Genomic DNA, 15,972 nt, shown 5'->3' with positions numbered 1-15,972 from the left:
GCAAATCTGCAAATTCGCAATACCTGCATGCGGTAAGAAAGCGCTAGCTAGGAAAACTAATCTTACCCATACAGATTGCCGGAGAATTTTTAATGTTATCGACATGCTCTGGGCTCCCGGCCACTGTTTCGTTTGCGAGCAGGGCAAATAAACAGGCCTCTTTCGCGTCGGGATTCATATTTATTTGCTGCATGGATTCGATTTTCAACAAAGGAAGATCCTGACGGATATTTTCCATTAGCAGCGGATTGTGAATACCGCCTCCGCTAATATATACGGCTACATTTTCAAGCCCTTTCGTCACTTTCAGAATTGACGCTGTAATAGCTTTTGCCGAAAAGGCATTGAGCGTAGCTAACACATCCGGATGGCTTAGCGAGCCTGTATTTGTTTCTTGTTGTATCTGGCTTAAATAGTCGAGGTTGAACAGCTCCGGTCCTGTTGTTTTCGGGAAGTCCTGCTGTAAAAATTCTTCGGCCATTAAAGCCGATAGTAATTCATAACGGATCGTGCCTTGTTTCGCAATCTTTCCATCCTTATCCATTTCTATCCCGTAATGTGCCGCCACATATTGGTTCATGATCGTGTTGCCCGGACCAAGGTCTGTTGCAAAAGATTTTAGATCACTGTTAGTATGAGGCAGGAAGGTAAAGTTCGATATTCCACCGATATTTAGTAGAATACGGTTTTCTACTTCATCTGTAAACAATAAATAATCGCCGTAAGCCGCTAAAGGTGCTCCTTCGCCTCCGGCGGCAATATGCTTTTGTCGGAAATCGGATACCGTAATGATCCCCGTATGAACAGCGATGTGATCCCCATCTCCGATTTGCAGTGTGCTGTTGGGAAGGGATGGATCTTTAGTCAATATCTGTGGTGCATGAAATACGGTTTGACCATGGCTTGCGATAAGATCGATTTGGCTGGCCTCCATATTCCATTCGTTTAAGGCCCGGTTGATCAAACCCGCATGTTCAACACCGATAAAGGAGTTTAATCCGCATAATAACTGTTGATCGATTTCTCGTTTTGCAAAAACACCACGTATTTTTTTTCGGAAATCAGAAGTATATTCCAGCGTAGCAAAATGAAGAAGATCAAGTTGGGTATCCGTACCGCTATTCTGGATGCGGCAGAGCGCAATATCTAATCCATCTAGGGAGGTGCCCGACATTAGACCTATGATTAAGCGTTCGCGCTTATTACCGATGTCGTAAAGCTTTTGGATTTGAGAATTCATTCCATAAATATAAAAACCAGAAACTATTATTTGTTAAAAAAAGCAATTTTATCTAAGTTTGGAAAAAAACAAAACAAAATGAATTTTCCAGCAGAATTAAAATACACAAAGGATCACGAGTGGGTTCGTGTAGAAGGAGATGAGGCTGTAATTGGTATTACAGACTTTGCACAACGTGAATTAGGCGATATCGTATTTGTCGATATCAATACTGTAGGAGAGGAAGTGGCAGCAAATGAGGTGTTTGGTACAATCGAAGCCGTGAAAACTGTTTCAGATTTATTCATGCCAACTACAGCTACGGTGTTAGCCATCAATGATGCAATTGATGCTTCTCCTGAACTCGTAAATTCTGATCCCTATGGCGAAGGATGGATTATCCGTGTAAAATTAGCAAACCCAGCAGATATCGACGGTTTATTAACTGCAGATGCTTACAAATCTGAAGTGAACGCTTAATCATACGAATTTTAACATAAAAGGCCTTTCAATTTTTTGAAAGGCCTTTTATGTTATGTAGGAATATAACTATTTATTTACCTCTCTTAATTCTACTATAGATGTAATTTTTGATCCTTGAAACTCCATTTCAGATGTAACATTAGAGGTCTTCGTGAAAAAAGTTTTTGAATCCAGAACGTAATGCCCCGTTGCCGTACCAATCGAATTGCCATTGGCATCGGTGTATGTTCCTGAAACGTCGATACGATATCCGTCCGCTGTTTTCTCAGCCAACGTGTTGGTTGTTGTACCCTTGGCGCCTAATTGTTGTAATTCAATTTCTGATTCCCAAGACGTTCCAATAGCAATTTCATGTTCAGGGAAAGAAACGGACATCCCTTGTATGCTGCCCCTATCAAATGCTTCTTCCGGAACATTCGGAAAATCCATGCTGATGACCTTTGCTTTTTTGTCCATCACGATCGAAAGTGTGCTTTCCAATAGCGGTTTGAATTGGGAGGCCATCATTTCTTCCATTTGGTTTTCTGCTGCTTTCTCCGAGTCATACGAGATCGTCATCATTCCAGCGTTGATATCCGTACGTATTTTTACATATTTGGATTCGTATGTTATCGTTTCGGGAGTAACGTCTGTTGCTGTCATCGTTAAACCCATGTTCATATCCATGATCATACTTTGTGGACCTTCTATATCCGATTTCATGATCATTTCATACATTTTCGTTTCTCCCTGTTGAGGAGCTAGACGCAATAATACTTTTTCTTGCGCATGTGTATAAATGGTAAAACAGACTAGTAACAATAAGGAACTTAATTTTTTCATTGTGTAAATTTTAGCGTGTCAATGTGGAAAGATAGCGTTTTTTTGAGCTAATCGCGCTTAAAAAATGAAAAAATTAAGTTCATATCATGCGCATAGTTGATCTAAATTTGATTAAATATTATCTCCAAATATAGAATAATGGCTTAATTTAGGGTTAGCTTATGATAACATCTTGTTATAAGTAGATAATTATAAACAGGAATAAAAGCACAAAATTGCGTTTTTTTGAGTTGACAATTATAATAAATGTATTTAAACAGATTCCACTTACACAATCAAAGTAAGGGGAGTAGTTTTATTCTTTTTTGTAGGGTATTATAATAGATGTATAGAGAAATAATTTATATGAGACGGCTTTTATTGATAATTTCCTTCGTTTTTCTGTCCGTATTTGACTTAAGCGCTGGTGGAAAGAATTTATTTTTCTCAACGCAGGGTGTCAGTAATATGGAGCGTTTTAATTATAGTGTGGAGCGTTTAGGTAGTTTTCTAGGTATAGATGCAAATGCGCGTAAGTCATTCCAGCCCGACCGTTCTCTACGTGGTGATGATGTGATATTGGGGTTAGTTACACCCACCTCGAAGGTGAGCAAAATGGTGCCTATTGCACTTTTAAATACATTGGAAAGCAAAGAGTCTTTCGTAGTTTATAGAAAAGATGCGTCATCTCCATTGTTGATCATTGGAAAAGATGAAGCCGGCCTCCTGTACGGCTGTCTCGAGGTGGTTAATCAAAGCCTTTATAGCGATAGAAAAGCGATAGCCCATCATGATGCGCCTGAAATGGTACTGCGGGGTACCGCTATTGGTATGCAGAAAACGGACTATCTCCCCGGACGAGATGTTTATGAATATCCGTATACCGAAGATCTTTTCCCCTGGTTTTATGATAAAGAGCTTTGGCTGAACTATTTGGATATGATGTTGGATAATAAATACAACACCTTATATTTATGGAATGGACATCCTTTTTCCTCATTGGTAAAGTTGAAAGATTATCCGTATGCACTGGAAGTGGATGATGAAACGTTTGCCAAGAACGAGGAAATGTTTGGATTTTTAACACAGGAGGCCAATAAGCGAGGTATCTGGGTAATTCAGATGTTTTATAATATTATATTACCCAAGCCTTTTGCTGAAAAACACAACCTAAAGACACAGGAAAGAAACCGTGTTATTACCCCATTGATATCCGATTATACGCGTAAGTCCATTGCTGCTTTTGTAGAAAAATATCCAAATGTAGGTCTGCTGGTTACATTGGGAGAAGCGATGGAAGGCGTAGGCCAAGATGATATTGATTGGTTTACGAAGACCATTATCCCCGGAGTGAAAGATGGGCTGAACGCAATTGGCAGTACAATAGAGCCGCCTATTGTATTGCGGGCACACGACACGGATGCACCGGCGGTGATGAAAGAATCCCTGTCAATATATAAAAATCTGTATACGATGGCCAAATATAATGGGGAAGCACTTACGACATATGCACCCCGTGGAAAATGGGCGGAGCTCCATCGGAGCCTCAGTGCGATGGGAACTGTACACATACAGAATGTACATATCTTGGCAAATTTAGAACCATTTCGTTATGCATCGCCGGATTTTATTCAGAAATCCGTACACGCCATGCACGACATCTACCATTCCAATGGTATCCACATTTATCCACAGGCTTCGTATTGGGATTGGCCCTATACCGCAGACAAAACGGAGGAGCGATTGCTGCAAGTAGATCGGGATTGGGTATGGTACCAAGCATGGGCAAGGTATGCCTGGAAGGTGGATCGCAGCAAAGAAGAAGAACAGGTTTTTTGGTCCAATCAACTGAAAGAATATTACGGTATTACGGAGCAGAATGCGCGTAAACTGTTGATGGCGTTGGAAGAAATAGGAGAGATATCTCCCAAGATTTTACGGCGATTCGGTATTACCGATGGTAATAGGCAGACCTCCACATTGGGTATGCTTATGACACAACTGATCAGCCCTTTTCGGTATGGTCTCTTTACTTTGTTATATGAATCGGAAGCACCCGAAGGAGAAATGATCATTGAGTATGCAGAAAAGCAATTCAAAAGTGAACCCCATATTGGGGAGACACCCATTCAGGTGGCCGATGAAATTGTTAATCATGGAAAAAAAGCCGTAGAACTGGTGGAGCAGATCGGTGAAGCAAGTAAGAATACTAACGAATTTAAACGTTTGTTAAATGATGTGTATATTCATAAAGCTATGGCTGACCATTATAGCTATAAGGTAAAAGCAGCCGTTCAGGTACTCGCCTATAAATATACCCGGGAGGTCGAATCCTTACGGGCTGCCGTTCCTGATTTAGAGAAGAGTTTAGCAGCCTATAGCATACTAACAAATTTGACAGCGGATTCTTATCTATATGCCAATAGCATGCAAACAAAGCAACGTAAAATACCTTTACGAGGCGTAGATGCAACTTTTAAACATTGGACGGAAGTCTTACCTGTTTTTGAAACAGAATTGAATAACTTTAAATTGGCGATCGATTCTTTATCCAATACAGGAGATGCGAAAGAGGAGGAAAGTAAACAGTATGTAAGTAGCGAGGCGAAGTTGTTGAGCAATGCGCATTTTACCCCTTTAAAGAAGGGAGCCAAATTGTACGTGGATCAAGAGCTGGTTGTGACTCATCTGCCGGAAGAACTGGAAGGCCTGCAGGCGGTTACGGTTAACTCCGAAGATCAAAAATTAAATGGCTATTCGCTGAAATTTGAAAGCAAACAAGATGTGAAGGTATTGGTCGGATATTTTAATAGTACGGATAAAGTTTTTGCGCCAAAACCGGTGTTGGAAATTGATGCTTCAGCGAATGACTACGGACAGGCGGAAACGAAGATCCGTAATGCAATGCGGATGCAATATATGCCGATGATCGACATACACACCTATTCTTTTCCTGCCGGTCAACATGAACTTAAATTACCTAAAGGAGAAGCTGTGATTTTAGGATTTGTGGATGATAACGAATTATTGCATCCTTATAATGCCGATATTGACAATCAGGGAGATGATTTGGACGATTTATTTGGGTATTATCAAGAAACTAAACTGTAAATAGAAAGTAAATATGAGAAGACATTCATTGTTTCTGTTATTATTATTACCCTGTTTAGCCATAGGGCAGGTCGATCTCAGAACAAAATTGGAAAGATATGTGACGAAATTTAATAACCAGGACAACGAAGCGGTTATTAATTTAATCGATAATAAAAGCTCTGGAGAGTGGCTTAATGCCAATGTCCCTCTTTTTGAATGCCCCGACGAAAATATAGAAGAGATATATTACTTTCGGTGGTGGTCATACCGCAAGCACATTAAGGCTACACCCGAAGGAACAATTGTAACCGAGTTTATAGAACCGGTAAAACATGCCGGAAAGTTCAATTCCATCAGCTGCGCATTAGCACACCACCTTTACGAAGGGCGCTGGCTGCGAAATAACGATTTTTTAAAAGAATACATTGATTTCTGGCTTTACAAAGCAGATGAGGGAGAATCAAGACCTCGGTTTCATCAGTTCAGTTCCTGGTTGCCGGATGCCCTGCTGGCCTATCATAAGGTTTCGAATAATACATCCTATCTGTCCAGTCGGATAAAGGACTTAGACCTGGATTACGAAAAATGGGAGGAAGAGCGCCAGTTGCCTAATGGGTTGTTTTGGCAGCACGATGTAAAGGACGGGATGGAAGAATCTGTTTCCGGAAGCAGGAGAGATGAAAATATGCGTCCTACGATCAACAGTTACATGTATGCCAATGCAAAAGCCCTAGCTGAGATTGCAGAAATTGTAGGTAATGTAGATTTAAAAGTAAAATACCAACAAAAAGCGAATACTTTAAAGCCAAAACTAATCGATTCACTGTGGGATAAAGAAGATAAATTTTTTAAGACGAAATTACCGAATGGCGATTTGCACAATGCACGGGAGGCAATAGGTTTTATTCCTTGGTATTTTCATATCCCAGCCGACAAAAAGGAATATGCCGCAGCTTGGAACCAGATATTGGATACGGCTGGTTTCAATGCACCTTGGGGCTTAACGACAGCCGAAAGAAGAGAGCCAACCTTTAGGACGAGAGGATCCGGGCATGGATGCGAATGGGATGGTGCAGTTTGGCCATTTGCAACCTCACAGACATTAAGAGGTATGGCCAATCTGCTGGCGGATTATAAACACAACGGAAAGGTCAAGAAAACGGATTTCTATCAAGAGGTACAGAAATATGCGCAATCGCATGTAATGGACGGAAAACCATATATCGGCGAATATCAGGATGAAATTACAGGCGAATGGTTGAAGGGCGACGATCCAAGAAGCAAATTTTATAATCACTCCACCTTCGTGGATGTGATCATACAGGATTTGATTGGACTGAAACCACAGGTTGGAAATATACTGGAAGTAAAACCGTTGATTCCTTCCGGAAAATGGACATATTTTGCGTTGACTAACCTAAGGTATCATGGAAAAGATATAGCCATTTATTGGGATGAAGATGGAAAAAAATACAACAAAGGAAAAGGCTTTACAGTATATGCAGATGGACATCAAGTTACACATGCAAGTAAGCTAAAGAATATTAAAATAAACTTAAATTAAAATGCTTAAAAAACTATTGACCGGATTTTTAATTGGTGTCTCTTTCCTATTTGGAGCGGAGGCAGGCGCACAGGAATTCTTTAACGTGATGGATTTTGGTGCGAAAAATGATAGTTCGGCTATCAATACACAGGCAATAAAAAAGGCGATTGATGCCGCAGCGAACAAAGGAGGCGGAACGGTTTATTTTCCGGCAGGAAAATACCTGACAGGCCCTATTCATTTGAAAAGTAATATCACGATACATATTGAAGCCGGAGCAGAACTACACTTCAGTGACAATTTTGATCATTACCTGCCCATGGTAGAATCCCGTTGGGAAGGCACCGAAGTAACTAATTTTTCGCCTTTATTTTATGGCAATGGGTTAGAAAATATCGCCATCGTAGGAAGAGGTTTAATAGATGGGCATGGTAAGAATTGGTGGCGGTTTTCGGAGGTTGAGGTCAAAAAGTTGACGGAAGACAGTAAGTGGCAAAAAGAATTCAAACGGTTGAATAAGGATGTACTCGCTCCAGATTTACCCGGTTGGGTAGAAAGAGGTTTTTTGCGCCCTCCGTTTATACAATTTTTAAACTGCAACAATGTGCAGATAAAAGATATAAAAATCCAGAACTCTCCGTTTTGGACGATCAATCCACAGTATTGTAATAATGTAACGATCGATGGTATCACGATCGATAATCCGCCTTCACCTAATACGGACGGGATTAATCCGGAATCTTGCCAAAATGTACATATCGCGAATAGTCATATCAGTGTAGGAGATGATTGTATTACGATTAAGTCGGGTAAAGATCGATCCGGAAGAAAAGTAAATATTCCGGCAGAGAATTACACCATTACGAACTGCACCATGCTACGCGGGCACGGCGGGGTAGTCATTGGCAGTGAAATGTCGGGAGGTGTAAAAAATATCGTTATTTCGAATTGTGTTTTTGATGGAACAGATCGCGGTATTCGCCTGAAGACGGCTAGAGGACGCGGTGGAGTGGTAGAAAATATCCGCGTAAGTAATATCGTGATGCGTAATATTCGCGATCAGGCGATCGTGATGGATATGCAATATGCCACAACAGAAGTAGAACCGGTATCCGAAAGAACCCCTGCGTTTAAGAATATTTTCATTAGCGATATGGCGGGAAATACAAATCGCGTAGGACTTATAAGAGGACTTTTGGAGATGCCTGTTGAAAATGTCAGCTTTTCAAATATTAACATGCAAGCGCAATCCGGCTTTTCATTGGAGAATGCCAAAAATATCAGTTTTCAGAATGTGCAGGTAGACGTTGCGAATGAGCCATTGATTAAAGTGAAGAATGTGGAGTTTATGGATATCCAAAAAGTTCAGAACTATACGCCACATCCAGATAAAGCTTTGATCGTATTGGAAGAGGCAAAGTATGTGAATATCCAAAATAATTTCCCTTATCTTGGGACTAATCTATACCTCGAATTGATTGGAAGTGAAAATGCAGATATTTCTGTTCACAATAACAATTTTTCCAATGTAAAGCAGCTGATAAAAGGAGAAAATAAAGCCTTGAAAATCCAAAATAACATAACTAGATAAGATCACATGTATTTGACGCGTTTCTCTTTACTATTCCTACTTCTGTTTTGTGCAAACTTATCATTTGCACAATATAAACTATGGTATTCTTCTCCTGCGAAGGTATGGGAAGAGGCCTTGCCTATTGGAAATGGTAAGCTGGGGGCGATGATATATGGGGGCGTAGCTGAAGATGAAATTCAATTTAATGAAGAAACCCTTTGGACAGGTGCTCCGCGTAATTATAATGCAAAGAATGCCCATCATTATTTAGATAGCATTCGTTATTTACTGGAGGTTGGCAATCAGAAGCGAGCAGAAGAATTGGCCATGAGTGAATTCATGGGATTGAAAAGTGAGACCGAAGATAACAGCGAATGGCTGAAGAAAGTAAGTGAAATACCTGGACAACAGGATGGTCCTTCAGCATTTAGTTTTGACGACTCCCGATGGAAAAACTTAGTTGTTCCCGCTTATGAGGGGTGGGAATCGGTGGGATTGGAAGGACTGGATGGCGCCCTGTGGTTTCGCAAAGAATTTGATCTATCCAAAGCAGATTTATTAAAAGACTGGGTACTCGATCTGAATCGCGTTAGGGATATTGATTATACCTACATTAACGGCATATTGGTTGGAAATACCAAGGGTGAAGCTGTTAAACGAGGGTATAAAATACCCAAAAATGTGCTACATGAAGGGAAAAATGTGATAGCCGTTCAGGTGATTAACTTATTCGGTAAGGGTGGAATTGCTGGATACAAAGATACAACCCAGCACATTGGCTTGGTCGATAGTGAGGGGCTTAAGCATTCCCTAAACGGCCACTGGAAATACCACGTACAGGACGCGAATCCCCCCAAAGTGGGTAGTTATCAGGCGTCTTATCAACCATTTGGCGTACTGAAATTATCTTTTCCACATGAAACCGCGACGGATTATAAGCGGGTATTGAATTTGGATGAAGGTTTAGCGGAGGTAACTTATACGACTCGGGGAGTACAATACCGACGTACCTATCTGGCAAGTTTTCCAGATCAGGCAATCGGCATCCAACTTGCCGCAAATAAAAAGAAAAGTATAAGCTTTAAGCTTGCATTAGGAACCAAGCATGCGCAGCATAAGATCGAGAAAGTAGATGAGAATACGCTTTCCTTAACGGTAAATGTTAAGGACGGCGGGTTGGTTGGTGTCAGTGTTGTCCGTATTAAGTTAAAGAACGGTACTGCTCGTATGGTCGACAATACGCTGGAAGTCAAAGATGCCGATGAGGCCTATGTATACCTTTCGGCGGCGACTAATTTTGTGAATTACAAGGATATTACAGGCGATGGTTATAAAAAGGCGTTGGCCGTACAAGAAAGAATGGCCCACCAATCCTTCGACGAATTCGCGCAGGCCCATCGGAAAGATTATAAGCATCTTTACGATCGTTTTGCGATCGATTTAGGCAAGCAAAGCCAACTAGCGACCGACGTGCGTTTAACCAATTTCGATAAGGATGTCGATCCTTCATTTGTAGCACTTTACGTGCAGTATGGCCGATATCTACAAATTGCCAGTTCGCGCGAGGGTACACAGCCCGCCAATTTACAGGGCGTGTGGAACCACCAGCTTGAACCATCATGGGGAAGTAAATACACCACCAACATCAACCTAGAGATGAATTATTGGCCAACCGAGGTGCTGAATCTGCGTGAGCTGCATACGCCGTTATTTCAGATGATTCGGGAGCTACAGGTTGCAGGTACGAAAACCGCTAAATCGTACTACAACGCGCGGGGATGGGTACTACACCATAATACCGATATATGGCGTGGTACAGCTCCCATTAACAACTCCAATCATGGCATATGGCCTACGGGCGGAGCCTGGCTGGTGACTCATCTGTGGGAACACTATCAGTTTAATCAAGACCCTCAATTTATAGCAGATTACTACGACATTATAAAAGGGGCGACCTTATTTTTCAAAGACGTACTTGTCGAAGACAAATCAACTGGTTGGCTCGTGAGTACGCCGTCAAATTCGCCCGAAAACGGCGGCTTGGTCAAAGGCCCCACAATGGATCATCAGATTATTCGGGCCCTATTTAACATCTTTATACAGTCGTCGGATATAGTGAATAGCGATGCGGCTCTAAGGGATTCCATCATACAGATGCACGCGAAGATTGCGCCTAACCAAATCGGGAAATACGGACAGCTACAGGAGTGGTTGGAGGACAAGGACGATCCAGAAAACAAACACAGACATGTATCCCATTTGTGGGGATTACACCCTGGGAATGAAATCAACAAAGAAGCGACACCGGCATTGATGGATGCGGCAAAACAAACGCTGACAATGCGTGGCGATGAGGGGACGGGTTGGAGCCTGGCTTGGAAAATCAATTTTTGGGCACGCCTGCAAGATAGCGATCATACGCTGAATATGATAAAAATGCTGTTGCGTCCGGCAGATAGCAATGGCGGATCTTATCCAAATCTTTTTGATGCGCATCCTCCTTTCCAAATTGATGGAAATTTCGGTGGTGCAGCAGGAATTGCCGAATTGTTTCTCCAGAGCCATCTTTCATACATCGAGATATTACCCACTTTGCCGGCGTACCTTGCTGTGGGTAGTATAAAAGGGATAAGAGCACGAGGAGGATTTGAAGTAGACATGGTTTGGGACGATGATACGTTGAGCACGTTGCAGGTGCGGTCCACAGCCGGCAAGCCATTACTACTAAAGTACAAAGACCATACTATCCAGCTAGATACGGAAAAAGGAAAGACCTACAGATTCGATTCAAATTTAAAACAGATAAATTAATATGTTCCGATACGGTTATTTTATTCTGGTTCTAATTTTCCCATTTATCTCCTATGCGCAGATTCCACGCGAGCAGATTTCACTAGATACAGGTTGGACTACTGTAATGGACGAAGTGGATACGGCTAAATATGAGGGGTTCCAACGGCTTGATTTCAATGCGATCTCGCAATGGAAGCAGGTGCAGGTGCCGCATAATTGGGATCAGTACGGTGGCTACCGACGTCAGCTACACGGCAATTTACATGGGTATGCCTGGTATCGGAAAACGTTTAAACTGAAGAGTAAAGAAAATAACAAGCGATATTACCTGTTTTTTGAGGGTGTAGGATCCTATGCTACGGTGTGGCTCAACGAGAAGCGCGTGGGTTATCATGCAGGCGGACGCACCACGTTTACGCTAGATGTAACGGATGCCATACGTACAGATGGTAAAGAAAATATTCTCGCGGTACGGGCCGATCATCCTGCCGATATTCGCGATCTCCCTTGGGTAGATGGCGGTTGTTCACCGGAACGGGGATTTTCGGAAGGCTCGCAACCACTCGGTATTTTCAGGCCAGTATCCTTAATTATTAAGAACGAGGTAAATATCGTTCCATTTGGCGTTCATTACTGGAATGACGAAAAGGTCGACCGGCGGCGAGCAGTCATTCAACAAACCGTGGAGGTCAATAACACGTCTCTTCGTAAACGAAGGCTAACCCTAGAAACGCGCGTAGTGGATGCCGCGGGTAAAGAGGTTGCAAAATCGTCGCAGATAGTAACCGTTGCTGCGAATAAAGAAGCGGAATTTAGATTACACGGTCTACAGGTCTCAAATCCTAACTTATGGTCTCCCGATAAGCCTTATTTGTATCAAGTGGAGACCACGATAGCTGATGGTAAAACGATATTAGACCGGCTCATTACGCCTTATGGTATCCGTAAAATCAGCTGGCCAAAAGGGCTGTTGCCAAACGGAAAAAATCAGTTGTTTGTAAACGATAAGGCAGTTTTTATACACGGAATTGCGGAATACGAACATAAACTCGGAAATTCGCATGCTTTTGCGGACGAAGAAATTTCTGCACGTGTTCGGGAAATGAAATCATTAGGATTTAATTCTTTCCGGGATGCACATCAACCGCACAATTTGCGATATCAACAATTTTGGGATGAAAATGGAATTTTATTGTGGACACAGATGGCGGCACACATTTGGTTTGACAATGAAGCCTTTCGGGAAAACTTTAAAAATTTACTCCGTGATTGGGTGAAAGAACGAAGGAACAGTCCTTCCATATTTTTATGGGGATTAGAAAACGAAAGTACGCTTCCCGAGGAATTCGCACGGGAGTGTACGGACATTATCCGTAGTATGGATCCTACTGCGTCTATTCAGCGCCTGGTGACTACCTGTAACGGCGGTAGCGGCACGGATTGGGATGTGCCTCAGAATTGGACCGGAACCTATGGGGGGCACCATAATACCTATGGAGAGGATCTGAAGCGTCAGGTGCTGGTTGGTGAGTACGGAGCTTGGAGAAGTCTGGAATTGCACAGTGAAGGCCCTTATTTGCCAAATCATAATGAATACAGTGAAGAACGGTTCTCGGAGATCCTACAGACAAAAATCCGTTTAGCGGATTCGGTGAAAAACGAAACCATCGGACATTACCTGTGGTTGTGGAATTCACACGACAACCCCGGCCGTGTACAGGGAGGAGAGGGCTTTCGGGATCTGGACAAAATCGGTCCGGTTAACTACAAAGGCATACTCACACCTTGGGGAGAGCCATTGGATGCGTACTATATGTACCGTTCGCATTATGCGCCAAAGGACGATCCTATGGTCTATATTGCTATGCATACCTGGCCGAATAGATGGAGGCAACCGGGTGTGAAGAATAATATTCGAATATATTCAAATTGCGATGAGGTGGAACTTTTCAACGACATCAATAATCGGTCGTTGGGCAAACGCAGCAATCCGGGGCTGGGCAAGCATTTTGAATTCAATGACGTGGATATACAATATAACGTATTGCTGGCGGAAGGGAAAATAAAGGGGAAAGTTGTAGCTAGGGATACCATTCTCCTCCATCATCTGCCCAAGAGTCCCAATTACAAGCTATTAGTGGATAAATCCGAATTACTCAAAGGACAAGAGAACTTTACCTATCTGTACCGGGTAAACGGTGGGGGCAATACCTATATAGATACGTTTGGACAAACCTGGGCCGCAGACCAGCCTTATTCCAGCAAGAACGGTTGGGGATCCCGGTCATGGGGAGATGACTATAACGTGAATTCCTATTTTGCGAGCCAGCGTCGTGTTTTTGACCCGATAAAAGGGACAGAAGATTGGGCCTTGTTTCAGACCTTCCGCTATGGGCAAGACAAATTAGCGTTTGAATTTGATGTAGAAAATGGCGAGTATATGGTGGAGCTCTATTTTGCGGAACCCTGGATTGGCACCGGAGGAATAAAAGATGGTACTGGATGGCGACTTTTTGATGTCGCTATCAACGGGATGGTGGTCGAAAATAAGCTAGATATTTGGAAAGAAGTAGGTCATGATAAAGTTTTGAAACGTACCTATAAAGTTATCGTTGAAAACGGAAAGATTGTGGTAAATTTCCCCCGGATCTATTCCGGTCAAGCGCTTATTCAGGCTATTGCCGTAGCTAAAAGCGGGGAGGAAACTCTCAAAACGAAATCAAGTCATTTTAATATTACACCTGTGGACACCGATCCTTTTGTGCTGAATTCCTGGATGGATATCGACTCGTCTTTTCACCAACTTCCCGCCTTTTTATACGGGTCAGATTATTTTCAAACTACAGGAGCTAAGCGATCGTTCACATTTAATTACCCTACCATTTTTTATGTAATTTCGAAATCGCTGGTACCGACATACGAAAATGCCGGGGATACCGTAGTGATGAGTACGGGAGAGAAACTTCTGGTGTCTAGAAAAATAGTGAATAAAGGAGAGGTTCTTGTGCTCCCGGATGTGGATTCCGATGCCATTTGCGCATTTCAGGTGCAAAGCGGCTTACAGCCTGCCTACGATCTGAAGAAAACCGACAGCTATAAAGCCAATCTATCGCAAATTTCGGTTAATGTGAGGCGGGTTGATTTTCAGGGGCAGGAACGCCTGCAATATATGGCACCTGATCAGGGTTATGTTGCCTGGGAAATTCAAGTAGGCGTAGCCGATATCTACGCCCTTACATTCAAGTATCATAATTCGAGTAAAGAGACAAAGTCTGGATTTTATGAGGTATTGGCTAAAGACGGGGCTATCCTAAAACCGAAAACCGCTGTTAGCTTCGAACCTACACGAGAAGGAAAGTGGAATTACCTGGATGAGAATACGTCAACAATGATCAATGCAGGTACATATATTGTAAAGCTCTTCGCGGCAGATGCAAAGGATGTATATGTCGATAATCTTGATGTGCAGTAGGGTGGTAGTTATACCCGATGTAGATATTTCTTTTTGTAATCCAATGGTGTTATACCCGTTACTTTTTTGAAATGCCTGTAAAAATTTGAAACGTTGTTGAATCCACATTCAAAGCAGATTACCTCGGTTGGCAACTTGTTTTCGACTAGCAACCTACAGGCATGACTGATGCGGATTTCAATCAAAAAGTCATAGTAGGTCTTTTTGGTCATCATCTTGAAGTACCGGCAGAATGAGGTCACGCTGAGGTTAGACACACCGGCTACCTCTTCCAGCAATATATCATTTTTATAATTGGCATGAGTAAAGTTGAACACATCGTTCAAGCGGATACTGTCTGCCTCATTTGAGTGAAGAAAGGCGCTCTGTGTTTTAACAATCGTTTCGTATTCATCACTTTCGGCCATTGTTTGCAGGATTTTCATGAGCGTGATGACACGCCCCATACCTTCTTCCTCCACGCAGTCGTGCATGAGTTGGGCTACCCGTTTTTTTGTCTGGCCTTTAAGCAATATACCGCTTTTTGCCTTTTCATAAAGTTTGGGTAATAAGAACATCTCTGGAAGTCCAAGCAGTTGCTTTCCAAAACAATCGGGAAGAAATTGCATAACAATGGCTTCTATCGAATAGTCGGGATTGTTTTGGTAATACTCTTCGTTACAACGCCAGGCGTGAGATAGTTTTTCGCCCACCAAAATAATTTCTCCAGGCGCAAAACTGCTTATATTGTCTCCTATAAAGCGAATGCCTTCGCCCCGAATCGTATAATGAAGTTCTAGTTCCTCATGATAATGCCAGACATTACCGAAGTTGGGCATGATATCATGTCGTGCCGAGAAAGAACTCTCGTATTGTACAGGAACTTTTCTAAATAGTGGCTTCATGAAATCGTTACTCCCCTCTGTTTATAGCTGCTAACAATTCAAAAGTAGTACATTTTTGCCATGAATGTATGAAGATAAATAATTAAATATCATAATTTATGTAATATT

At 42.2% G+C, this 15,972-nt stretch carries 9 protein-coding genes; 6 read left to right on the top strand and 3 right to left on the bottom strand.

Annotated features, from left to right (window positions below; all coding sequences use genetic code 11):
• Window positions 1–43: 43 nt before the first annotated feature.
• Entirely contained in the window at window positions 44–1,240 is a 1,197-nt protein-coding gene (locus tag FAZ15_RS06565; protein WP_136900511.1) for an anhydro-N-acetylmuramic acid kinase, read from the bottom strand.
• A 78-nt stretch (window positions 1,241–1,318) separates the two neighbouring features.
• Here FAZ15_RS06565 and gcvH point away from each other — a divergent pair, with 78 nt between their 5' ends.
• On the top strand, window positions 1,319–1,699 hold the full coding sequence (gcvH, locus tag FAZ15_RS06560) for a glycine cleavage system protein GcvH (protein ID WP_136900510.1): 381 nt from the start codon (window positions 1,319–1,321) through the stop codon (window positions 1,697–1,699).
• Window positions 1,700–1,768: 69 nt separating this feature from the next.
• Here gcvH and FAZ15_RS06555 read toward each other — a convergent pair whose 3' ends face one another.
• Window positions 1,769–2,524 (bottom strand): DUF6263 family protein, encoded by a 756-nt coding sequence (locus tag FAZ15_RS06555; RefSeq protein ID WP_136900509.1) that lies wholly within the window; start codon window positions 2,522–2,524, stop codon window positions 1,769–1,771.
• A gap of 345 nt (window positions 2,525–2,869) precedes the next feature.
• On the opposite strand from FAZ15_RS06555, the gene FAZ15_RS06550 reads away from it, so the two are divergent.
• Genes FAZ15_RS06550 through FAZ15_RS06530 form a run of 5 tightly spaced genes read left to right on the top strand, consistent with a single transcriptional unit; the run spans window position 2,870 to window position 14,980 of the window.
• The gene (locus FAZ15_RS06550; RefSeq protein WP_136900508.1) at window positions 2,870–5,614 is read left to right on the top strand and encodes an alpha-d-galacturonidase; all 2,745 of its coding nucleotides are present in this window, start codon (window positions 2,870–2,872) and stop codon (window positions 5,612–5,614) included.
• Between the two features lie 13 nt (window positions 5,615–5,627).
• Window positions 5,628–7,160, top strand: coding sequence for an MGH1-like glycoside hydrolase domain-containing protein (locus FAZ15_RS06545; RefSeq protein ID WP_202912331.1), 1,533 nt, complete (start codon window positions 5,628–5,630; stop codon window positions 7,158–7,160).
• A 1-nt stretch (window position 7,161) separates the two neighbouring features.
• Window positions 7,162–8,733, top strand: a complete 1,572-nt coding sequence (locus tag FAZ15_RS06540) for a glycoside hydrolase family 28 protein (protein ID WP_136900507.1) — start codon at window positions 7,162–7,164, stop codon at window positions 8,731–8,733.
• A gap of 6 nt (window positions 8,734–8,739) precedes the next feature.
• Entirely contained in the window at window positions 8,740–11,526 is a 2,787-nt protein-coding gene (locus FAZ15_RS06535; protein WP_136900506.1) for a glycoside hydrolase family 95 protein, read from the top strand.
• A 1-nt stretch (window position 11,527) separates the two neighbouring features.
• Window positions 11,528–14,980 (top strand): malectin domain-containing carbohydrate-binding protein, encoded by a 3,453-nt coding sequence (locus FAZ15_RS06530; RefSeq protein ID WP_136900505.1) that lies wholly within the window; start codon window positions 11,528–11,530, stop codon window positions 14,978–14,980.
• A gap of 8 nt (window positions 14,981–14,988) precedes the next feature.
• On the opposite strand, the gene FAZ15_RS06525 is transcribed toward FAZ15_RS06530, so the two are convergent.
• Window positions 14,989–15,864 carry an AraC family transcriptional regulator gene (locus FAZ15_RS06525; protein WP_136900504.1) on the bottom strand — a complete coding sequence of 292 codons (876 nt, stop codon included), beginning with the start codon at window positions 15,862–15,864 and terminating at the stop codon, window positions 14,989–14,991.
• Window positions 15,865–15,972 lie beyond the last annotated feature (108 nt).

The sequence above is a fragment of the Sphingobacterium olei genome, from assembly GCF_005048855.1.
Lineage (GTDB): Bacteria > Bacteroidota > Bacteroidia > Sphingobacteriales > Sphingobacteriaceae > Sphingobacterium > Sphingobacterium olei.
The sequence above is the reverse complement of the archived record's forward strand: the minus strand, read 5'-3'. Positions and strand labels throughout refer to the sequence as shown.

Bases quoted from the DNA above. Each gene is read 5' to 3' on its own strand.
- FAZ15_RS06555 (WP_136900509.1), bottom strand. From the start codon at position 2,524: ATGAAAAAATTAAGTTCCTTATTGTTACTAGTCTGTTTTACCATTTAT.
- FAZ15_RS06545 (WP_202912331.1), top strand. From the start codon at position 5,628: ATGAGAAGACATTCATTGTTTCTGTTATTATTATTACCCTGTTTAGCC.
- FAZ15_RS06550 (WP_136900508.1), top strand. From the start codon at position 2,870: ATGAGACGGCTTTTATTGATAATTTCCTTCGTTTTTCTGTCCGTATTT.
- gcvH (WP_136900510.1), top strand. From the start codon at position 1,319: ATGAATTTTCCAGCAGAATTAAAATACACAAAGGATCACGAGTGGGTT.
- FAZ15_RS06535 (WP_136900506.1), top strand. From the start codon at position 8,740: ATGTATTTGACGCGTTTCTCTTTACTATTCCTACTTCTGTTTTGTGCA.
- FAZ15_RS06530 (WP_136900505.1), top strand. From the start codon at position 11,528: ATGTTCCGATACGGTTATTTTATTCTGGTTCTAATTTTCCCATTTATC.
- FAZ15_RS06525 (WP_136900504.1), bottom strand. From the start codon at position 15,864: ATGAAGCCACTATTTAGAAAAGTTCCTGTACAATACGAGAGTTCTTTC.
- FAZ15_RS06565 (WP_136900511.1), bottom strand. From the start codon at position 1,240: ATGAATTCTCAAATCCAAAAGCTTTACGACATCGGTAATAAGCGCGAA.
- FAZ15_RS06540 (WP_136900507.1), top strand. From the start codon at position 7,162: ATGCTTAAAAAACTATTGACCGGATTTTTAATTGGTGTCTCTTTCCTA.